The sequence below is a fragment of the Salinirubellus salinus genome (assembly GCF_025231485.1).
GTDB classification, from domain to species: domain Archaea; phylum Halobacteriota; class Halobacteria; order Halobacteriales; family Haloarculaceae; genus Salinirubellus; species Salinirubellus salinus.
In genome coordinates, this window is the sequence record NZ_CP104003.1 from 2,885,053 (window position 1) to 2,904,391 (window position 19,339).

The window sequence follows — 19,339 nt, forward strand, 5'->3', positions numbered from 1 at the left end:
GCCTCGGCACGACTGCTCGGGAAGACACGAGACTGTTGTGCTGCGTACACCCGCTGTCTCGGTCACACCGCCCCCGACAGGAATCGGGCAGACGGCGAGTGCGTTGCTGTATAGAGGGTTCGAGTCTCGTGGAGCGGGGCTCCGACGCAGTAGCAGTCGCGCTCCCCGGCTCAGGATTCCTCGGTCGGCCAGTCGCCCGGGACGTACTGCTCGAAGTTCGGTCGGGGAGACACCCCGGCGGGGTGGAAGGCTCGCTCGCCGCTCACCCGGAACGCCTCGATAGCCGACTGTCCCGGGCCGGTGAGGTATCCGACGAACGCCATGGCGAGCGCGTAGGCGCTGTCGTAGCGGGCAGGGTTCACGGGGATGACCGCGTACTCGTTGCGGAGCAAGGACGGTGGGTCGTCGAGTCCCCCGGCGACGTGGACGGCCAGCGGCCCGTCACGACTCACGGCGAGGAACGTCCCTCGGTCGGAGAGTGTGTACGCGCCGGTCTGTTCGGCGGTGGTCAGGGTATCGCCCATCCCCTGGCCGGTCTCGCGGTACCACGCCCCCGACGGCGTGACACCTGCTGCCTCCCACACCTGTCGTTCGCGGATGTGCGTTCCCGAGTTGTCACCCCGCGACAGGAAGGGGACTTCCTCGTCGACAATCGCCCGAAAGGCTTCGACGGGCGAGCGACCGGCCACCCCTGCCGGGTCGTCGCCGGGGCCGACCAGCACGAAGTCGTTGACCATGAGCCGGCGGCGGTTGACACCGTGGCCGGCCCGGAGGAATTCGTCCTCGAGCGACCGGGCGTGGACGAGAACGACGTCGCAATCGCCGTCCCGCGCGGTGCGTAACGAGGCGCCCGTGCCTCGGACGAGCGACTTCACGGTCGTCTCGAACGTGGCTTCGAAGCCTGGAACCAGTTCGTCGAGCAGGCCGCTGTCGTAGGCCGTGGTCGCGGTGGCGAGCGTGAGGCTCGCCCGTGATGGCTCGCGCTCCGTCGTGGCACCTAGCTGTTCGGTACAGCCGGCGGCTGACAGCGAGCTGCCGCCCCCGAGCAGCTGGACGTATCTCCGGCGACGCACGCGGTAGTAATTTTTAGTGGCTACGTTATTGTCTCTTCGAAACCATATTTGGTTACCCTCTCCTCGGCAGGCTCTCGTTTCGACTCCTCGAGACGTCGAGCCGAGTCGTTCGGCAGGGGCACGTCGAGTGCGGCTCGCTCAGTCGACCAGTCCCTCCCGTTCGCGGAGGTTCCGGCGGCGCACCTTGCCGGTCGTGGTCCGCGGGAGTTCGTCGACGAACTCGACCTCGCGAGGGTACTCGTACTTCGCGAGGCGGTCCTTGACGTGTGACATCAACGTCTCGCGGAGGTCGTCGCTCGGCCCGTGGCCGTCCGCGAGCAGGACGTACGCCTTGGGCACCTCGCCGCGCTCGTCGTGGGGGACGCCGATGACGGCGGCGTCGGCGACGGCCTCGTGGCTGGCGAGGGACTCCTCGATCTCCTCGGGGCCGATGCGGTAGCCAGAGGAGATGATGACGTCGTCCTTCCGGGACTCGAAGGCGAAGTAGCCGTCCGCGTCGACCGTCCCGAGGTCCTCCGTCAGGAGCCAGCCGTTCCGGACCTTCGCGTCGGTCTTCGCCGGTTTGTTCCAGTACTCCTCGAAGCAGACCGGGTCGCCCTCGTACCGGACGGCGATCTCGCCGACCTCGCCCGGTTCGACGGTCGGCTCGGCCGTCTCCGGGTCGACGATGGCGACCTCGTGGCCGGGCACGGCCAGCCCCATGGTCCCGGGGCGCTGCTCGGCGAGTCTGGCGTTCTCGAGGACGGTCACGTTGGCCTCCGTCTGGCCGTAGCCCTCGTGGACCAGCGCGCCGTCGAACGTCGCTTCGGCCCACTGTGCGACCGACTCACCCAGCGACTCGCCGCCACTGCCGATGACCCGCAACGAGTCCACGTCGTACCCCTCGCTCGGCACCTGCATCATGAACCGCAACGCGGTGGGCGGGGCGAACAGCATCGTGACGTCGTAGCGGTCGAGTAGCTCGAAGGCCGTCGCAGGGTCGAACTCGCCGCCGTGATACGCGAGGACGGGCCGGCCGTAGAACAGCGCTGGCCAGACGATGTTGAACAGCGACGCGATCCACGCCCACTCCGCGGGCGTCCAGAACCGGGTCCCCTCGCCGAACTCGAAGTCGCCCACGATCTGGATGCCCGGCAGGTGGCCGAGCAACACCCGGTGGGCGTGCAGGACGCCCTTCGGGTCACCCGTCGTCCCGGAGGTGTAGATGAGCAACGCGTCGTCCTCGGCACTGGTCTCGACGGCCTCCCGACCCGCGTCCCGGTCGGCGACGGCGTCCTCGTACACGCGCCCGTCGCCCACGGGCTCCCCGTCGACGACGAGCACCGACGCCAGCCCGATGTCGTAGTCCTGTCGCGCCTCGTGGAGCGCCGCGGCGTTGCTGCCGTCGACGATGCAGGCGGTCGCGTCCGCGTCGGACAGCCGGTAGCCGAGCGCGTCCGGGCCGAACAGGGTCGACAGCGGCAACGAGACGGCCCCGAGCTTCCAGACGGCCACGTGGGCGATGGCCGTCTCGGGCTTCTGTGGCAGGTTCACCCCGACGCGGTCGCCGCGCCCGACGCCGTTGTCCGCGAGGTAGTTCGCCAGTCGACTCGCGGCGGCCTCGAACTCCGCGAACGTGTACGTGTCCGTCGCGCCGGCTGCGTCCTCGACGAACAGCGCCGTCTCGTCCGGTTTCTCCGCCGCCCACCGGTCGCAGACGTAGGCGGCGATGTTGAACTGGTCCGGGACCTCCCACTCGAACCACTCGCGCAACTCCTCGAAGCTCTCCCAGTCGTGTTCGTGGAACTGGTAGCGGTCCAGCCGCTCGGTCGTGGCCATGGTAGCCGTGACCGAGGCCAGATACATACTGCTTTGCCCGGAGGGCCTCGCTCAGAGCGGTTCCTCGCCGTCGACGATCCGTTTCGCCCGACGGGCCAGTTCCGGGACACCCTCTTCCAGTGCCGGATAGAGCGGGTCGTCGGCGTCGCCCTCCCGGTAGCGGTAGTACATCGCCTCGGCCGTGGTGGCGATCTTGTAGGCGGCGAGCCCCCGATAGAACCGCTCGTCGGTGAACGCCCGCCCGGTGCGGTCCTCGTACCGGGCGACCAGTTCCGTCCGGGTCGGGTAGTCCTCGTGTTCCATGAACCGGGGGAGGAAGCGCCCGGGGAGTCCCGGATCGGGGTCGTGCGGCTCGCGCCAGAAGACCAGCATCCAGCCGAGGTCCGCGAGCGGGTCGCCCAGGGTACTCAACTCCCAGTCCAGCACCCCTGCGACCGTCGGCGGCGTCCCCGACTCGAACATGAGGTTGTCGAGTTTGTAGTCACCGTGGACGAGCGTGTGGTCGGACTCCTCGGGGAGGTTCTCGGCCAGCCAGTCGCCGACCTCGCGGAGGTGTGGCACCTCGCGGTCCTGTTCTGTCGTCGGGAGGAGCCACTCCAGTTGCTCGGTGAAGTTCTCGACCTGCCGTTCGAGGTACCCGTCCGGATAGCCGAACGTTCCCGCTTCCAGCCCGATGGCCTCGTAGTCGACCGCGTGGACGTCCGCGAGCGTCTCGACGAGCCGCTCGCCGACCGCTCGCCGGTGGGCGGCCGTGGCGAACCGGTCGGGCTCCTCGGCACGGAGGACGTCCCCATCGAGGCGCTCCATCAACACGAACGGGCTGCCGATCACGTCGGTATCGTCGCAGGTCGCCGCGATCTCGGGCACCGGCACCTCCCCGGAGACAGCGTCCACGACCCGCGCCTCGCGGAGGACGTCGTGAGCACCCTCCGCGTGGTCGCCGGCGGGCGGGCGCCGCAGGACGAGGGCCCGGTCGTCCCACTCGACGAGCAGCGTCTCGTTGGAGAACCCTTCCCCGTGGCGCTCGACCCCGAGGGCCGCGTCCGGTGCGCCGCCGAGTGCCTCCCGACAGAACGTCGCCAGTGCAGCCTCGTCGACCAGTTCGCCCACGTCGGTCACGCCACATCGCCTCGGTCCGCTCGGAGTTCCTGCTGCGGCATGGTGCCTCGGCCTATCGACCCCGGCCAGTATAGGGATTCGGGCGGACCGTGGCCGTTCACGGACGGGGCGGCCGACTGGAGCCGGCGTCACGGACGGACGCGCGACGCTCGACGGCTCTCCTCGTTCGTGAGGCTCGTCGCACTCACGCTGATTGTCGTCGTCGGTATCCTCGCGTGGCGGTATCCCGACGACTTCGGTTCTGCTCCCCGCGCCGAGGCTGTCGCGCTGGCCGTCGCGTGGGTAGCGAGTGCCACGTTCGTGCTCTACTCGAGCCACTCGATCACGTACCCGGACGTTCTCACGTCCGAGACGCTGGCGAGCCGCCTAAGTAGTACTTCGACCCTCCTACGGATGGTGTAGCGACCATGTCAGCAACGGCACCCCCCGAGGAACCAAGACTCGCCGACCCAGTACCGCGTCGAGGGACGCGGCTCCGACGCCGCCTCCGCCCCGTGGCCGGTCTCGCGCTGCTGGGTGCGGGCTACTGGTTCGTGCTCAGACCGCGGCTGCTGGACTGGGGCACGACGCCAGACGAGGCCGCCCGGACGCTTCCCGGCGACGACCTGCTCGCGGACCCCGACGGCGAGTCGACGATGGCGATCAGCATCGAGGCCCCACCAGAGGACGTCTGGCCGTGGCTCCGCCAGCTCGGGCAGGAGCAGGGTGGGTTCTACAGCTACGAGTGGGCCGAGAACCTGGTCGGTCTCGACATCCACAACGCCGACGAGATCGTCCCCGAGTACCAGGACCTCGCCGTGGGCGATACGGTCCGTCTCGCCCGCGCGGACCGCTTCCCCGACACCAGACTGGAGGTCGCGGCGTTCACGCCGGCGCGGTCACTCGTCCTCCGGACGCCGGACGACCCGCCGTGGTGGGTCTGGGCGTTCGTGCTCGACCCCGTCGACGAGACGACGACGCGACTCGTGGTCCGGTCACGGATCCGGCTCCCCCAGAACCCCGCGGTTCGGCTCGCCAGCGGGGGGGTGCTCGACCCCGTCACGTTCGTGATGACCCGTGGGATGCTCCGCGGCATCAGATCTCGCGTGGAGGCGACGGGCAGCACCGCCGAGGAGGTCGACGTAGACGTCGCCGAGCGTGGTGGGGTGGGCTCGCGGACCGAATCGGGCGTCCCCGGCGGATGACCCCCGACTCGGCCGTGTTCTTCGGGCGCTCGGTGAGCGGGCATCCTTCGTTCACCCGTTCCGCCGGCTGAACCCGGGGGTCGGCAGCGTCGCTACTCCGTCGCCTCTCGGAACGCTGGTCGGAAGGTGACGACACCGTCCACGCCGTCCAGCGCGCCGTCGTGCAACGGTCGCACCACGAACGCCTCGTCGGCGCCGAACTCGTTCCCGAGCCCGTAGTCGCTCGCCCGTTCGAAGCCGAAGCGAGCGTAGTATCCGGGGTCGCCCAGCAGGACCACCGCGTCGGCGCCGGCCGCCCGGCAGATCGCCAGCCCTCGCCGGATCAGCGACGAGCCGACGCCCGCGTTCTGGTGTTCCGGGAGGACACCGACCGGGCCGAGCCCGACCAGTTCGACGTGCTCCCCGTGGCCGTCGACGGTCGTCGGCGAGAACAGGACGTGGCCCACGACCCGGCCGTCGACGACGGCCACGAGGGAGACCACGGCCTCGTCGGCGTCGTGTACTCGCTGGACGATGCGTGATTCGTCGGTCCGGCCGTCGAAGGCGCGTCGATGCACCTCGAAGACGGCCGCCGCATCACTCGCGGTGAACGGGCGTATCTCCATGCGTCTCTGACGAGTGAGAGACACTCCGTCGTTGAAGGCGTCGTCGGTCGGACGTGGGCCCGTGTCAGTCAGGTCACGCTCACTCCAGCCCGGCCGTCGAGTTCGGCGTGGTGGCCACTGTCCTCGGCAGGCAGTTTCGATCCGAAACGAGGGGGAGACGGACCGGATTCAGTCGTCGGCTCGCACGGCCGCGCTGAGTTCCTCGGGGCTCACGCCGAGTTGTCGCAGGAATCCGAGGAGGTCCGGTTGGACCCACCACTCGGCGACCTTCCCGCCCTCCAGACGGAGGAAGGCCATCGTCTGTATCTCGAACTCGTTACCCGTCGGCTCGATCCCCATGAACTCGCTGTCGTGGGTACCGCGCTCCGTCATTCGGACGGCGACGGTGTCACCCTCCGCGATCAGGTCGTGAATCGTCTCCGTATCGTCGGGGAACGCCTCGCGGTCCATCGCGAACATCTCCCTGATCTCGTCCCGGCCACTGAAATCTCGCAGCAGACCGTGCACCACCGCGTCCTCGGCGAATATCTCGTCGACTGCGTCGAGATCGCCCTGCTCCTCGATGTCGTCGCGGATCCGACGGACGATACGCTTGTTCTCCTCGGGTGTTGATGTCATCCTTGCTTCACTAGCGAGGGAGATCGCGATGGGGATTACCCTCTTCGGGAATTCCTACGTCCAGAGAACCGAAGGCCGCAACCAACCGCCCACGGTGCGCTCGACGTGTCGCTCTCGCTCAACGTCTCGTGCGGCGGTGTGTCTCGCGCACGGACCATCGCTTATATTCCGCATCGACGTACCGACGTGCATGGCTCCGTCTGACCCGCGGGCGCGTCTCGTCTGGTTCGCTATCGCAACGCTGGTTATCCTCGGCCCGGCGTTGATCCTCGTCGCCACGCTGCAACTCCTCGTCGTCTTCGGGGATCTCGGTGAGGTGACCCTCGTCGAGTTCCTCGAACTGTACCTCCTCGACCTGGTCCTGTTCGTCGGCCTGTCGTACGGTATCTACCGCCTGGTCGTGTGGGTGGTGGAACACCGGCTTCCAGCAGCGGGGGAGACGGGAGACGGCCGCGACGCGACGGACGCGGACGAGGCCGGGAATCGCAGATAGGAGTCGCACCGACCGTCCACGCTCGACGGGACGGGTGGTGGTGTGACGGGGCTAGATGGTGTCCCCACGTCCCAGTCCCCGGCTCCGCACGTCACTCGTACGGCCGTCCCTCGCTATCTTCCTCGGTGACGGGAACGTACGACCGACCGACGAGGCTACCGAGGAACCACTCCCGAACCGAGAGCTGCCGCTCTGGGCCCTTGAACCGCGCCGACTTGAGCCGGTCCTTGGTCGTCTGGAAGTAGTTCACGGCCGTCACGAGAGCGACGCCACCCACGGTGTTCCCGAGCAGCACGGGGAGGACGAACTCTACCAGCCCGGTCGCGAGTGCGAGTTCACCCAGGACGACGAGGTAGACGACCTCGGTGAACGACACGACGACGTGGTAGAGGTTGGCGAACGGGATGGCGAAGAACGCCAGATAGACGACGAGCAGGCGGGACGTCGTCTCACGGGAGGCGTAGTCCACCCAGACGACCCCGGCGACGATGAGCCCGGCGAACATCGCCTTGAAGAATAACGTCGTCCACGGCGTACGGACGCCGGCCAGGGCGATGTCCACGGCCACCCTGGCCGTCGACGACGAGAAGACCCCGGTCGTCGCGACCGCGACGGCGCCGAGGGCGCCGCCCGCGAAGTTCCCCACGAGGACCGTCAGCCACTTTCCGAGCAGTTTCGGGAGGCTGACGAGCCGTTCGAGCACCAGCGCGACCGGGGGTAACGTGTTCTCGGTGTAGAGCTGGTACCCGCCGAGGATGATGTAGATGAATCCGAGGGGGTACAGTACCTGACTCAGTATCGGGTCGCCCCCGGTCGCGGCGGTTCCGGACGCGTACATCAGGAACGTGATCGTGACCGCGAACCCGGCCGCGAGGCCGCTGAAGAAGAGTTCACGTCGAGTGGCGGTGATCTCTTCGTCGGCGGCCGCGACGATCCGCTGGAAGACCTCGTCGGTGCTGAATCGGTCACGAACCACCGTCCCGGCCGCGGGTGCACCGCTCCGGGACCGATCGACCGCCTCGCGAACCATGTCGGGCGTGCTCTCACCAGAGTCGTCGGCCATGTGCCGTGATGAGCGCATGGACAGGTGGTAATTGCGGTAGCAGAGCGGCCCGGCGGCTGGCGGCGTAGCGGTCGACCTCGGGGGCGACTTCAGCGAGATCTCGAACGACGGCGTCACCCTGACGAACCCCGAGCGGACGGACGAGTCGCGCACCGGCCAGCTATGGAGACCGGGGCGAACCAGCTGACGGGGAGGGTCGAATCCGGCGACGGCGCGCTCTACCTACTCGACGACGAGCGAGGTCGTCGTGACGAGTCGACAGCCGTCGCACGGGCACGCGGCATCATCGACTCCGCTCGACGACCCGCCCGGGGTCGTCGCTCGTCAGGACGTCCTCGAGCGCCCGTTCCAGTTCGAGTTCCGTGAGCTCACCCGCGGCGTACTGCGTCTTCAGCTCGTCTATCGCCTCCCGCTCGCTCATCGACGCGCCCTCGTGGGTCGTCTCGTCGGAGCGGTCCCTCGCCGCGTCGATCATCCGTTGCACCTCGGCGGGGACGTCGGTCCGGAAGTAGACGAAGCCGGCGACGGCGAGCGTCGTCACGAGGAGCCCCACGACCGCGAGCGACGCGAGGACGGCGACGGGGCCGACCGCGAACAGCAGGACCACCAGCGTCGCGAGCACCAGCAGGACCGTGAGGACGGCAGCGACGGCGGCCCCGAGCGCGAACGCGATGAGGAGCGGCTCCTCGAGGAAATCCTCCAGCAGCTCGTCCGGTTCCGCGATCTCCTCCACGATGTCTTCGATGTCGACGACCGCTTCGACGAGATCCTCGAGGTCGACCACGGTGGCCGTAGTCGCCCCGAGGCGATTGTGGTTTCGGTCGTCGGCCGGCCACGAGTCCCGGGTGCCGTCGGCTCAGGACGACGTTCGCTCCGAAGAGCGGGTCGCCAGCATGGAGAGCGGCGTGACACCCTTCCTGGCGAGTTCCTCGCGGACGCAGCGCGGGACCCGCTCGAGCGCCTCGTCGGTGCTCGGGTCCAGACTGACGCCGTCGACCTTGAGTGCGGCCACCTCACCACCGCCGTGGGCGTCCGCGGTGACCTCGAACTCGAACGGGCGTGCGCGCTCGTCGGTCGCACGGACCCAGACCGTCGTCCGACCGTCCAGGCGTTCCCACGCGGCGCTCTCCTCGACGGTGAGCCGACCAGCGGGCGCGACGCACGACTCACGACACGACGGACACGTGGCCGGATGGGGCTCGGAGCCGACGTAGCCGTACTCGGCTCCACACCGGTAACAGCGGAGCGAAAGGACCGGCACGGTCACCTCGAGCCGGGCGGCGGCGTCCCGGTGGCCGCCCCCGTGAACACGCGCTCGAAGTGGCGCGAGACGTACCCCCCGCGGTGCGCACACTCAGCCACGAGCACACCTCCGGACGGGGCTGTGGACGCCGGGAGCGAACCGGCGCGCGAACGGAGCGGACGCACTGGTGCTGTCGATGGCCGTCGAAGGGCTGGTTCGTCGTGATTGCATCGGTCGTGGTTCCACCTGAACAATAATAATTTTGTCTAACGCTAACGCCAGTTCGTAACTGGTAGTGGTTGATTTTGGGTGACGGCAAATCGCTTGATCGTCGTACCAACCCACGGTTCACGTGGGTCGGGGCGACGTGCGCGGCGTCCGGCGAACGCGGCCACCCCTGCTCGGTGTCCGCGAGGCCAGCGAGCCGGTGTGCCCACCCGACAGCAGTCGCTCGGGTTCGATAGGACTCACCCCGGCGAGTCGCTCTCGCAGTGCTCCAGTTCCGCACAGAGCCACCCGGCCACCTCGTCCGCCAGCCGCCGGTGGGCTTCCGGCGTCGAGATTGTCGCCGGCTGCCCGCCACGCTGGCCGGTGTACCAGCCGGCCTGCGAGTGGTTCATCCCCTCGACGAACACGACCCGTCGTGGCGTCGGGAGGTTCCCTCGCGTGGCCTCGAACTGCTCGCGGTCGAGGACGGCGTCGCGCGTCCCGACGACGGCGAGCCCGGGCATCCCCCGGACGGGCCGGTCGCAGTACGCCCCGACGATGAGGAGGCCGTCGACGCGGTCCGCGTTGTCGGCGGCGTAGCGACACGCCATCGCCCCGCCGAGTGAGTGGCCGCCCACGACCCACCGCGAGATCTGGGGCTCGCCGGCGACGACGGCGTCCGCACGCGACGGGTCGAAGACGGCGAGGTTGAGCGGCATCCCCGGCACGAACACGGTGGCGTTCGCCCGCGTCGCGATGGCCGCCGCCGACGGCAGGTACGCGTCGGGGGCGACCCGGCCGCCGGGGTAGAACACGATGCCGAGCGTCTCGGCCCCGGGATCGGCGTCGTGGACGACGTAGCCGCCGTAGGCCGTCTCGACGGTGACGTTCGGGTCCGCCCGGACCGCCTCCTCGACGCCCGGCGGCGCCTGGAGTCCGAGGACGCCGAAGTAGACGGAGAACGCGACGCCCGCGAGAACGAGGATGGCGACGAGGGTGCCGGCGACCAGCGCCAGTGCCCGACGGCGTGAGAGCTCCTCGAGCCACGTTCTGACGGCCGCGAGACGCCCGTCTCCCATCGTCACCGTGGTCGAGCCTCGAGATTGTCAAGACTCCGGTGGGTCTCGGTGCACCGCCGGCGTCGGCGAGTGGGCGGGTGCGGTCGTCCACGGGCCGAGCAGTCCCGCCGCGTCACGGCCCCGGCCACTCACGACGGGTCCCCCTTGGTACAGTCCTGGCGGACCGCTGTATGAGCCCCCGACAGTTCGGAATCCATGACACGGGACTATCAGCGTGCGGCGCCGTTCTAGTCGGTCATGAGGCCAGACTGGACTCGGTGGACCGTCGGCGGAGCCAGCCTCCTCCTCGGTGCGGGAGGTGCCGCGCTCTGGGGGTGGAAGCGGCGCCGACTGGCCGAGCTGGCCGCCGGCAGCGAACTCGTCGCGACCGACCGCGGACAGGTCGAGGTCGCCCGCCGTGGCTCGGGCGAGGCGGTCCTGATCCTCCACGGTAACCCCGGCGGCTACGACCAGAGCATCCTCCTCGGCGAGGCGCTGTTCGGCAACGAGATGGACATCATCGCCCCGTCGCGTCCGGGCTATCTGCGGACGCCGCTCGACGACACGCTGACGTTCGAGGACCAAGCCGCCCTGCTGGTGGCGTTGCTCGACGAACTCGACGTGCAGGAGGCGCTGGTCGTCGGACTCTCCGGCGGCGGGCCGCACGCGCTCCAGCTCGCGGCCGACTACCCGGAGCGGGTCTCGGGGCTGGTCCTCGGTGGCGCGGTCACCGTCGAGTACGACGAGCGCCTGTTCGACACCGGCAACCCGGTCCTCGACCCGCTGCTCACGTCGACGCCGGTGCTCGACGTCCGCTCGGGCGTGTTCGCCGCGCTCCGAGGGGTCGCTCCGGACCGCTTCGTCGCGTCACTCCACGCCCAACTGTCCACGCTGGAGGGTGACGACCTCGACCGGTACGTCGAGTTCGTCCTGACGAGTCCGGACCACCGCGAGCGGGTGCTCGAGTTCGCACCGACCGTCCTGCCGGTGAGTGCACGCATCGACGGGACGCTCCACGACGAGCGCCTGTTCCGCGACCTGCCGCACGTGGACTACGGGACCATCGAGTGTCCGACGCTCGTGGTCCACGGCGAGTTCGACGCGGCCGTCCCTATCGACCACGCGGAGTACGTGGCCGAGGCACTCCCGGAGGCCGAACTCGTCCGGGTCGAGGCCGACCACCTCGCCTGGGTCGGGCCCGACGCCGACCGGGCCGGACGGGCCGTTCAGCGGTTCACCGAGTCGGTCGTCGCGCCCGACGGTCGGCCGAATCCGTAGGAGCCGGCCCACGACACCGCTCGCCGGGGGCGACAGAGTGAATATCCGAGCCAGGGCAGGTCTGCCATGCAGATAACGAGCCTCGAGGCCACCCCGGTGCAGGTCGAGATCAGGTCCCGTGAGGAGCCGTACGGCGTCGCCCCGTACGTCGCCGGCTACCACACCTTCGAGCACGTCCTGCGGCTGGTCGTCCGCATCGAGACCGACGACGACGTCGTCGGGTGGGGCGAGACGATGGTCGACCCCGAGCCGAACGTGGCACGGGCGGTGATGGAGCACGTCGTCGGTCCCGAGGCGCTCGGCCGGGAGGTCTGGGAGGTGGAGTCCTTCCTCGATTCCTTCGAGTACCCGTACATGCACGTCCGGCCGTACGTCGCCGGCGTCGAGATGGCGATGTGGGACGCGCTGGGCAAGACGAAGGACGTCCCGCTCCACCAGCTGTTCGGCGGCAAGCGGATGGACGAGGTGCCCATCGCGTACTGTCTCGGCATCACCGACCCCGAGGAGGCGGCCGAGCAGGCGCGCTGGGCCCGCGAGGAGGGGTTCGGGGTCATCAAGACGAAGAGTGGATTGGACGTGGACGCGGACGTCGAGCGGCTGACCGCGATGCACGAGGCCGTCGACGGCGACCTGAAGTTCCGACTCGACGGGAACCAGACGATGAGCTACGGCGAGGCGACGGAGACCGCCGCTCGGCTCGAGGCCAACGGCGTCTACCTCCAGTACTTCGAGCAGCCGTTACGGACCGACAGCGTCGGTGGGTACACACGCCTCCGCCAGCGGCTCCGGACCCCCATCGCCGTCAACGAGGACACCTACCACCGGCGGAACCTGTTCGAGCTCGTCCGCGAGGACGCCATCGACGCCGCCGTCGTCGACATGGTTCCCGTCGGCGGATTGCTGGCGACCAAGAAACTGATGGGGCTCTGTGACGAGGCGAACCTCTCGGTCGCCCACCACTCCAGTTTCGACCTCGGCATCAAGAACGCCGCCGTCCTGCACTTCGTCGCCAGCGAGCCGGCGATGGACCTCCCGCCGGACCGGGTCAACTACGCGCTGGCGGACGACGTGGTCGAGGAGCGCTTCGAGGTCACCGACGGCTGTATGAGCGTCCCCGACGGACCGGGGCTGGGGGTCGAGGTGGACGAGAAGAAGGTTGAGGCGCTGCGGGTCACGGAGGGGAAGGGTATCAGCTACGAGGTCACGCTCTGAGGCGGTAGGGGGGCTCAGCGTTCGCGTACCCGGCTCCCGTGGACGGCGACGTCGACACCGCAGGTAGCAGTTCGCGACGACAGTTCCCGGCCGACCCGCTCGGCGCGTGGTCGTCGGGCGCCGCGGCCGCCCGAGACGCGTGGCAGGTCGATCGCGGACTGGCCGCTGGCACGCTTACGAGGGTGACCGCCGGTGTGGAGGCGACCCCGGCCGGGGGCGCGTCTCCGAGGTCCGCTCCGGAAGCGGGGGGGTCGAGACCTGGATGGTCGTGCCAGCGCGTACCGTCTCCAGAGGGACGAACACGTCCGTGTCGACCGTCCGTGACGCGCCCGGGCGGACCGTCCCGACCCGACAGGTGCGACTGGAGATGGCCGCGCCACTGGCGTCGTAGAACTGGACGACGACGTCGACGTCGACCGCCTCCCCTTCGTTGCCGACGGTGAGTTCGACGCGGCCGAGCTGGTTCCGCACCGCCTCCACCTCGACCTCCTCGCCCGCGGCGTCGTAGAACACGATGCGGCCCAGGCTGACGTGTTCGGCGTCGGCGTCGATGTACCGGAAGAGCCGCTCGCCGATCTGTTCGTAGAGCTCGTGGCCCTCGGTTCCCTCCTGGAAGAGCGCGCCGATGGGGTTGAGGTCGGCCCGCAGGTCGCTCGCGATGGTCCGTCGGTTGCCGGTGTTGACCTTCAGCCGCCGGTAGTCCTCGATGAACGGGTCGAACTGCTTCGGGAGGTCGCCGTCGTACATGTCGGCGTAGGCTCGGAGTTCGTCGTCGAAGTTGACTATCGGGGGGAGCGGCGTCGACGGCCTGTTCGCGGGCACCCACGGCTGGGCGGACATCGCCGACTTGCCGGTCGAGTCGCTGGTCGACGCTTCGTCCACGTCGCCGGCTGTCGCCTCGAAGTACCCGAGGGAATCGAGCACCAACGCGAAGATGGCGCTGAGTACGGTGACGAAGAGTACACCGGCGGTCAGCAGATAGGAGATGGGGTCCGGAATCGTGAGCTGGAACAGCGCGATGAACACGCACGTCACTAGCCCGATGACGAGCAGGAGCGACCCGAGGTTGGCACCCGGGCCGGTGACGAACTCGATGCTCTTGAGGAATCCAGAGTCTGATTCCGGCTCCGCACGCTCGGTTGGTCTTGTATCAGTCGTGTTCATGGCTTAGTCGGCCGGCGTGGCATTGGCCTCGTTCCTGGTCGCCTCGATCGCCCGCTGGAGCACCTGGACGAGGTGGGACACCCACAGCCCGGCGGTGAACCCGAACAGGGTGCCGACGACGGTGATCCGGATGGGGTCCTGGAGCGGGGAGAGAGCGGTGACGATACACAGCGAGCCGAACACGACCATCAGGCCGTACTGGACGCGTGTGTCTCGGTTGGCGCGCCGTATCTCTGCGAGCATTAGACCCTATATAGGTCTCTCACCGGATTAAGCTCGCCGGCTGCGCCAGCTCAGCACGGTGCTCGAACCGCCCGAGCCGCGGTCGGTCGGCACGTCGATATCGATCACGCCCACTGGCTCCAGGCCACGCAACGATATTCCCGGTGGAGACCGTGGGTCGGCCACACATGGAGCAGATATCCACCGACGAGGCACCGGGTGCTATCGGCCCGTACTCGCAGGCGATCCGACACGGCGACACCGTCTACACCGCCGGGCAGGGACCGCTCGACCCGGAGACCGGCGAGGTGGTCGACGGCGACATCGGGGCACAGACCGCACGGACGATGGAGAACCTCGCGGCGGTGCTGGAGGCCGCCGGCACCTCGCTCGACAACGTCGTGAAGGCGACGGTATACCTCGGCGACATGGCCGACTACGCCGCGGTCAACGACGTCTACGAGGAGTACGTGAGCGCGCCGTTCCCGGCCCGGACCGCGGTCGAGGTCGGCGAGTTCCCGGTCGACCTCGGGGTCGAGATCGAGGTGGTCGCGGCCGTCGAGTAGCGGGAGCGAGGCCACGTCGGGTGCCCCCAGCGGTGGCTATTTCCCACCGTTCGGCCTACCGGGGCTATGCGACTCACCGACACCGCGTGGGCGACCCGCCCCTACGGCGCGGTCCTCGACCTCGCGTCGCGAGACGGCTCGCTGCTGGTCGTCCCCGTCGGCAGCCTCGAACAGCACGGCTATCACCTCCCGACGGCGACGGACACGCTGCTCGCCGACGCGGTGGCACACGGTGCCGCGGAAGCGACCGACGCCCCGGTGCTGATCACCCCGCCGGTCTGGACCGGGCTCTCGCCACACCACCTGCCGTTCGGCGGGACGGTGAGCCTCGAACGCGAGACGCTGGCGACGCTGCTCGAGGGCATCGCCGACACGGCGCTCGAGAACGGCTTCGACGCACTCCTGTTCCTGAACGGGCACGGCGGGAACGCCGCGCTCGTCGACGCCGTCGCGGTCTCGGTCGGGGCCGACCACCCCGACGTGGAGGTGTCGGCGTTGACCTACTTCACCCTCGCCGCCGACATCGCCGACGAGGTCCGGGACTCCGACGTGGGCGGGACGGGCCACGGCGGGGAGTTCGAGACCTCGCTCGTCCTCCACCTCTACCCAGACCTCGTCGACGTGGACCGCGCGGAGGGGACGATGATGGACGAGCCGTACGACCGCGTCCGGCAGGACCTGTTCGTCGGCGGGTCGATGGCGGTCTACCGGCCGTTCACCGCCTACACCGAGTCGGGGGCCATCGGCGACCCGACACTCGCCACCGCCGAGAAAGGCGAGCGACTCTTCACCCACCTCTGCGCGGAGCTGGCGGGGCTCTACGAGGCCATCCACGGGCACACCTGCGAGCGGGACGACTGAGCGCGAGCGTCGAGTGGGCCCGGCTCACGCAACTGGGACCCACGAACGCCCACGGTGGAGCCACCGCTGACCCTCACTCGTCCACTACCGACCCGATTCTACAACACATCCAGATACCTTATACAGTTTCTACACCCTGATTCAGAAACTTTATCAGCTATCCTCGAAACGTTCGTACTGTAATGTCTGCGAGTTCACCACCGTTCGTCCGGTGCGCCAGCTACAGTTCCTGTCCCGCCTGCGGCGAGGGGTCGCTCGCGTGGGACACCTCGGTGGACGGGTCGCGGTGCACGGCCTGCCGGGAGGTGGTGAACTGAGTCCGGTCCACCGAACGTCGGCGATCAGGTCGGGACGCAGGGAACGGTCCCGCGTCCACACTGCGCCACATCGAAGTTACCATGGCCGACCCGTCGTGCCGGCCGCGGGGCACGACGGCTCCATAGCGACGGCGGCCACATCGGCCGCCCACCCGCGGTATCGGTTTCTGTCGAGCGTCACCTCCATCATCAGCGGCCGGTCCGGAGTGTCGCCGGGTGGAGCTCGGCCCGATCACGGAACGGTACGCTCACCCGCGGGCTCGGCGTCGCCGCTCGCGGGGAAGCGAGTGCCCACGACGGCCGACACCGAGTCGGGGTCACCGGGGTGTTTCGGCGCGTAGCGCCGCTCGTGCGACTCACGGACGGCTTCGGAATCCGTGAGTCGAGACGACCCGTGGGCCCGGAGACTCGGGTTAGGCTTCCTCGGTAGTCTCCGTCTCTGTCTCGGTCTCCGTCTCTGTCTCGGTCTCCGTCTCTGTCTCGGTCTCCTCAGTCTCCGTCTCCGTCTCCGTCTCCGTCTCAGTCTCCGTCTCAGTCTCAGTCTCCGTCTCAGTCTCCGTCTCCGTCGGCATCGGTGTCTCCGTCGGCGTCGGCGTCTCATCCGACGGGATGGTGATCGTCGTCTCGGCGTCCTCGGTCAGCAGCACCTCGAACGGCGTGTCGGCCGGGGCCGAGGCGGGGTCAAGGTAGCCGACGGCCATCGCGGAGTAGACAGTCTCACCTTCGAGCGGGACGTCGACGGAGGTGACTACCGTGCCGTTGTTCGCCGCTGTCGCCGCGCGGATGTCCACGGTGTAGTTGCCGGCGGGAACGGTCACGTACGACGAGGCGTTCTGGAACGTGACGTTGTCGGCGAGCACGACCGTCTCGTTACCCTCCCCGACGGTCACGTCGACCGCGGGCGCGTCGGGCGAGAGGTGGACGACCCGGACGGCCGACTCGTTCTCCCCGACCGCGAGCGCGTCGTCACTGAACGCGACCGGCGCGAACGTGGTGTTGGCAGTCTCACTGATCTCACCGCTGGCGGCCACGGTGGTCGCCGACCGCGGCTCGAACGTCACCTGGTCGTCGAACACGACCGTCTCGGGGTCGTCCGCGGCGGTGATGGTGACGTTGTACGTCCCCGCAGCCAGCTCCAGATAGTCGGTCACGTCACCGAACGAGGCGTTCGCGACCACCGTCTCGTTCTCGACGAGGACGTCCACGGCGGGGGCGTCCGGCGACGCGTGAGCCACACGGACGTACGTGGTCTCCTGTGATGTCAGCGCTTCTGATTCCTCCTGTACGAACAGCGAGCCGGTCGCCCCGCCGACGACCGCGACCGACCCGACGACGACGGCCAGAGCGATGGCCATCGCCACTATCGATTTATTCGACATTGCGGCCGATAAGTGGACAGAATCGGCCTTCGTTATGGTTCTAGTAGTCTATTTCTCCACGAACGGACAGTCTCGCCGGAGTCACGGTCACGGTCGCGGTGAGGTGCCGTGCTCACTCCGTGGGGGCGGCGGGCCGGTCGCTCGGAAGGTACTGCATAACTCCCGAATCACCGACCGTCTCGGCCGCTCCGTTCGGGCCCGAGATTACGGAAACCATGTCGTTCGTCCAGCCCTGACTGTCCCCACGCACGGTCCGTGTCGTCTTCGGGAGTCACCGACAACGACCCTCTACCCGACCGCTCGAACTCGACCACAAGACACCTACGTCCACCTCCGAACGCCGAGCCATGGGGCTCCGTCTCCTCACCTACGGGTCGGCAGGCGTGGTCGGGCTGCTCCTCGTCGTCGTCCTCGCCGGCGTGTTCCTCCTCGGCGGCCCGACCGACGGGCTGCCCGGCGGGACAGCGGCCGACGAGGCGAGCGTCGCGACCGACGACCTCGACCTCCGGCTGAACGACGAGTTCTCGCCGCCGTCGACGAACGGGACCGTCCAGACGTGCATCGCGAGCGGGACGCCCGGCGACAGCGTGAGCCTACTCGGCGACGCGCTCGTGACGCTCCCGCAGGAACGCGGCCTCGAACTCGGCGCCGCCGACGCGCGGGTCGTGTTCACGTTGCGGGCGCTCGACGCGACACGGACCGAGCGGGTCGACCCGGAGGGGACGACGGACGTCTCGCTGTTCTGGATACTGGAGGACGACGAGACGCTCTCGGTCGGCGAGGAGACGACACTGGGCATCCGCGTCGAGATGGCCGACGGCGAGTTGCTGCTGGAGACGAGCCGGACGCTCACGGTCCGTGAGGGGACGCGGCGATACGACTGCTGAGGGGGTGGCCGCCGGGCGACCCGGTCGACGGGAAACGACACCCTCACCACCCGGCTGTCCCTACGCCCGCTCGTGATTCAGGCCGGGGTACCGACGGCGCTGGCCGCCGCGCTCGTCTTCGGGGCCTACCTCTACGTCTACAAGCGCTCGTTCGACGCGCTCCCGGCGACGGTCTACACGGCGGTCAACGAGACGGCGGGCTTCGGCTGGTACCTCCTCATCGCGGCGCTGACGTGGCCGGCGGGCGCCGCCGTGGTCCCGGCGGAGACGACGCTCGCCGACGTGGCGCTGCTCTGTGGCGTGGGGCTGGTCATCGCGGCCGCCAACCTCGTCTCCGTCCGCGCGTTCAAGCTCGGCGACGTCTCCTACATCGCGCCGCTGAACAAGCTCGTCCCCGTGTTCGTCCTCCCCATCGAACTGCTCGTCCTGACGACCGACCTCGGCAGCCTGCAGGTCCTCGGGGTGGGACTCGCCGGCGTGGCCATCTACGTCGCGAACTACGAGACCGACTCGGCGCTCGCGCCCCTACGGCGGGTGGTCGTCTACCGGCCGGCACAGCTCGCGCTGCTGGGTGCGGTGCTGTTCGCGATGGCCGACGTGGGGACGCGCGCGGTGCTGTCGACCACCCCGTTCACGACGCAGGCGGTCGCGCTGTTCAGTTTCGTCGCCGTCGCGGCCGTCGCGCTCCCGTTCGCGATACCGCGGGTGGAGTGGTCGCGGCTCCGCCCGGCGCTCCCCGGCGCGGTCGCGCTGAGCGCCGTGTTCGCGGTCGGCGTCCACCTCGCCACGGTCTCGTTCGCCGCGGCGCCGGCGAGCGTCGTCTCGCCGCTCGTCAACACGCAGGCCATCGTCGCGGTGCTGCTCGGGAGCGTCCTGCTGGACGAGGGGTTGCTCGGGCGTCGGCTCACGGCGGCGGTCGTCGCGGTGGCGGGCATCGCGCTGGTCGCGAGCGGGTGAGCCGCGTGTCGCTCC

Annotated in this window: 21 protein-coding genes and 1 pseudogene; 10 read left to right on the forward strand and 12 right to left on the reverse strand. The window is 69.1% G+C overall.

Going from position 1 to position 19,339, the window contains the following annotated elements; all coding sequences use genetic code 11:
• Positions 1–170: 170 nt before the first annotated feature.
• From N0B31_RS15200 to N0B31_RS15210, 3 genes are all read right to left on the reverse strand, one after another.
• Positions 171–1,073 (reverse strand): ABC transporter substrate-binding protein, encoded by a 903-nt coding sequence (locus N0B31_RS15200; RefSeq protein ID WP_260592475.1) that lies wholly within the window; start codon positions 1,071–1,073, stop codon positions 171–173.
• 138 nt (positions 1,074–1,211) lie between these two features.
• Positions 1,212–2,891 (reverse strand): acetate--CoA ligase, encoded by a 1,680-nt coding sequence (locus N0B31_RS15205; protein WP_260592476.1) that lies wholly within the window; start codon positions 2,889–2,891, stop codon positions 1,212–1,214.
• Between the two features lie 51 nt (positions 2,892–2,942).
• A complete protein-coding gene (locus tag N0B31_RS15210) occupies positions 2,943–4,010 on the reverse strand; it encodes a phosphotransferase family protein (protein WP_260592477.1) in 1,068 nt (355 codons plus the stop codon).
• Between the two features lie 39 nt (positions 4,011–4,049).
• On the opposite strand from N0B31_RS15210, the gene N0B31_RS15215 reads away from it, so the two are divergent.
• Both N0B31_RS15215 and N0B31_RS15220 read left to right on the forward strand, forming a co-directional pair.
• Positions 4,050–4,412: a hypothetical protein gene (locus N0B31_RS15215; protein WP_260592478.1), complete on the forward strand. Its 363-nt coding sequence runs from the start codon at positions 4,050–4,052 to the stop codon at positions 4,410–4,412.
• Between the two features lie 5 nt (positions 4,413–4,417).
• The gene (locus tag N0B31_RS15220; protein ID WP_260592479.1) at positions 4,418–5,194 is read left to right on the forward strand and encodes an SRPBCC family protein; all 777 of its coding nucleotides are present in this window, start codon (positions 4,418–4,420) and stop codon (positions 5,192–5,194) included.
• A 92-nt stretch (positions 5,195–5,286) separates the two neighbouring features.
• On the opposite strand, the gene N0B31_RS15225 is transcribed toward N0B31_RS15220, so the two are convergent.
• Entirely contained in the window at positions 5,287–5,799 is a 513-nt protein-coding gene (locus tag N0B31_RS15225; RefSeq protein ID WP_260592480.1) for a GNAT family N-acetyltransferase, read from the reverse strand.
• Between the two features lie 168 nt (positions 5,800–5,967).
• Entirely contained in the window at positions 5,968–6,417 is a 450-nt protein-coding gene (locus N0B31_RS15230) for an ester cyclase (RefSeq protein WP_260592481.1), read from the reverse strand.
• Between the two features lie 190 nt (positions 6,418–6,607).
• Between N0B31_RS15230 and N0B31_RS15235 the strand changes: the two genes are divergently transcribed.
• The gene (locus N0B31_RS15235) at positions 6,608–6,910 is read left to right on the forward strand and encodes a hypothetical protein (RefSeq protein ID WP_260592482.1); all 303 of its coding nucleotides are present in this window, start codon (positions 6,608–6,610) and stop codon (positions 6,908–6,910) included.
• Between the two features lie 115 nt (positions 6,911–7,025).
• On the opposite strand, the pseudogene N0B31_RS15240 reads toward N0B31_RS15235, so the two are convergent.
• From N0B31_RS15240 to N0B31_RS15255, 4 genes and pseudogenes are all read right to left on the reverse strand, one after another.
• Positions 7,026–7,973: pseudogene (locus tag N0B31_RS15240) on the reverse strand (formate/nitrite transporter family protein); the annotation flags it as partial.
• Between the two features lie 283 nt (positions 7,974–8,256).
• Positions 8,257–8,757, reverse strand: a complete 501-nt coding sequence (locus N0B31_RS15245; protein WP_260592484.1) for an SHOCT domain-containing protein — start codon at positions 8,755–8,757, stop codon at positions 8,257–8,259.
• A 72-nt stretch (positions 8,758–8,829) separates the two neighbouring features.
• Positions 8,830–9,234 (reverse strand): hypothetical protein, encoded by a 405-nt coding sequence (locus tag N0B31_RS15250; RefSeq protein ID WP_260592485.1) that lies wholly within the window; start codon positions 9,232–9,234, stop codon positions 8,830–8,832.
• 449 nt (positions 9,235–9,683) lie between these two features.
• Positions 9,684–10,502, reverse strand: a complete 819-nt coding sequence (locus tag N0B31_RS15255; RefSeq protein WP_260592486.1) for an alpha/beta hydrolase — start codon at positions 10,500–10,502, stop codon at positions 9,684–9,686.
• A gap of 237 nt (positions 10,503–10,739) precedes the next feature.
• Between N0B31_RS15255 and N0B31_RS15260 the strand changes: the two genes are divergently transcribed.
• Positions 10,740–11,759, forward strand: a complete 1,020-nt coding sequence (locus tag N0B31_RS15260) for an alpha/beta fold hydrolase (protein ID WP_260592487.1) — start codon at positions 10,740–10,742, stop codon at positions 11,757–11,759.
• Positions 11,760–11,825: 66 nt separating this feature from the next.
• Positions 11,826–12,971 (forward strand): mandelate racemase/muconate lactonizing enzyme family protein, encoded by a 1,146-nt coding sequence (locus tag N0B31_RS15265; protein ID WP_260592488.1) that lies wholly within the window; start codon positions 11,826–11,828, stop codon positions 12,969–12,971.
• A gap of 174 nt (positions 12,972–13,145) precedes the next feature.
• On the opposite strand, the gene N0B31_RS15270 is transcribed toward N0B31_RS15265, so the two are convergent.
• Positions 13,146–14,135 (reverse strand): hypothetical protein, encoded by a 990-nt coding sequence (locus N0B31_RS15270; protein WP_260592489.1) that lies wholly within the window; start codon positions 14,133–14,135, stop codon positions 13,146–13,148.
• Positions 14,136–14,138: 3 nt separating this feature from the next.
• Positions 14,139–14,378: a hypothetical protein gene (locus N0B31_RS15275; protein ID WP_260592490.1), complete on the reverse strand. Its 240-nt coding sequence runs from the start codon at positions 14,376–14,378 to the stop codon at positions 14,139–14,141.
• A 167-nt stretch (positions 14,379–14,545) separates the two neighbouring features.
• Here N0B31_RS15275 and N0B31_RS15280 point away from each other — a divergent pair, with 167 nt between their 5' ends.
• The 3 genes from N0B31_RS15280 (at position 14,546) to N0B31_RS15290 (ending at position 16,101) form a co-directional block, all read left to right on the forward strand.
• Positions 14,546–14,923, forward strand: a complete 378-nt coding sequence (locus N0B31_RS15280; RefSeq protein ID WP_260592491.1) for a Rid family detoxifying hydrolase — start codon at positions 14,546–14,548, stop codon at positions 14,921–14,923.
• 66 nt (positions 14,924–14,989) lie between these two features.
• Positions 14,990–15,784 (forward strand): creatininase family protein, encoded by a 795-nt coding sequence (locus tag N0B31_RS15285; protein ID WP_260592492.1) that lies wholly within the window; start codon positions 14,990–14,992, stop codon positions 15,782–15,784.
• A gap of 182 nt (positions 15,785–15,966) precedes the next feature.
• Complete coding sequence (locus N0B31_RS15290; RefSeq protein WP_260592493.1) at positions 15,967–16,101, forward strand: hypothetical protein; 135 nt, start codon at positions 15,967–15,969, stop codon at positions 16,099–16,101.
• A 413-nt stretch (positions 16,102–16,514) separates the two neighbouring features.
• Here the strand turns inward: N0B31_RS15290 and N0B31_RS15295 are convergent, their stop codons facing one another.
• Positions 16,515–17,456 carry a DUF4397 domain-containing protein gene (locus N0B31_RS15295; protein ID WP_260643996.1) on the reverse strand — a complete coding sequence of 314 codons (942 nt, stop codon included), beginning with the start codon at positions 17,454–17,456 and terminating at the stop codon, positions 16,515–16,517.
• Positions 17,457–17,827: 371 nt separating this feature from the next.
• Between N0B31_RS15295 and N0B31_RS15300 the strand changes: the two genes are divergently transcribed.
• Both N0B31_RS15300 and N0B31_RS15305 read left to right on the forward strand, forming a co-directional pair.
• Positions 17,828–18,367, forward strand: a complete 540-nt coding sequence (locus tag N0B31_RS15300) for a hypothetical protein (RefSeq protein WP_260592494.1) — start codon at positions 17,828–17,830, stop codon at positions 18,365–18,367.
• Between the two features lie 72 nt (positions 18,368–18,439).
• Positions 18,440–19,324: an EamA family transporter gene (locus N0B31_RS15305; RefSeq protein WP_260592495.1), complete on the forward strand. Its 885-nt coding sequence runs from the start codon at positions 18,440–18,442 to the stop codon at positions 19,322–19,324.
• Positions 19,325–19,339: the final 15 nt, after the last annotated feature.

Bases quoted from the DNA above. Each gene is read 5' to 3' on its own strand.
- N0B31_RS15260 (WP_260592487.1), top strand. From the start codon at position 10,740: ATGAGGCCAGACTGGACTCGGTGGACCGTCGGCGGAGCCAGCCTCCTC.
- N0B31_RS15215 (WP_260592478.1), top strand. From the start codon at position 4,050: ATGGTGCCTCGGCCTATCGACCCCGGCCAGTATAGGGATTCGGGCGGA.
- N0B31_RS15290 (WP_260592493.1), top strand. From the start codon at position 15,967: ATGTCTGCGAGTTCACCACCGTTCGTCCGGTGCGCCAGCTACAGTTCC.
- N0B31_RS15255 (WP_260592486.1), bottom strand. From the start codon at position 10,502: ATGGGAGACGGGCGTCTCGCGGCCGTCAGAACGTGGCTCGAGGAGCTC.
- N0B31_RS15225 (WP_260592480.1), bottom strand. From the start codon at position 5,799: ATGGAGATACGCCCGTTCACCGCGAGTGATGCGGCGGCCGTCTTCGAG.
- N0B31_RS15300 (WP_260592494.1), top strand. From the start codon at position 17,828: ATGGGGCTCCGTCTCCTCACCTACGGGTCGGCAGGCGTGGTCGGGCTG.
- N0B31_RS15205 (WP_260592476.1), bottom strand. From the start codon at position 2,891: ATGGCCACGACCGAGCGGCTGGACCGCTACCAGTTCCACGAACACGAC.
- N0B31_RS15230 (WP_260592481.1), bottom strand. From the start codon at position 6,417: ATGACATCAACACCCGAGGAGAACAAGCGTATCGTCCGTCGGATCCGC.
- N0B31_RS15235 (WP_260592482.1), top strand. From the start codon at position 6,608: ATGGCTCCGTCTGACCCGCGGGCGCGTCTCGTCTGGTTCGCTATCGCA.
- N0B31_RS15265 (WP_260592488.1), top strand. From the start codon at position 11,826: ATGCAGATAACGAGCCTCGAGGCCACCCCGGTGCAGGTCGAGATCAGG.
- N0B31_RS15275 (WP_260592490.1), bottom strand. From the start codon at position 14,378: ATGCTCGCAGAGATACGGCGCGCCAACCGAGACACACGCGTCCAGTAC.
- N0B31_RS15270 (WP_260592489.1), bottom strand. From the start codon at position 14,135: ATGAACACGACTGATACAAGACCAACCGAGCGTGCGGAGCCGGAATCA.
- N0B31_RS15280 (WP_260592491.1), top strand. From the start codon at position 14,546: ATGGAGCAGATATCCACCGACGAGGCACCGGGTGCTATCGGCCCGTAC.
- N0B31_RS15285 (WP_260592492.1), top strand. From the start codon at position 14,990: ATGCGACTCACCGACACCGCGTGGGCGACCCGCCCCTACGGCGCGGTC.
- N0B31_RS15295 (WP_260643996.1), bottom strand. From the start codon at position 17,456: ATGGCCATCGCTCTGGCCGTCGTCGTCGGGTCGGTCGCGGTCGTCGGC.
- N0B31_RS15220 (WP_260592479.1), top strand. From the start codon at position 4,418: ATGTCAGCAACGGCACCCCCCGAGGAACCAAGACTCGCCGACCCAGTA.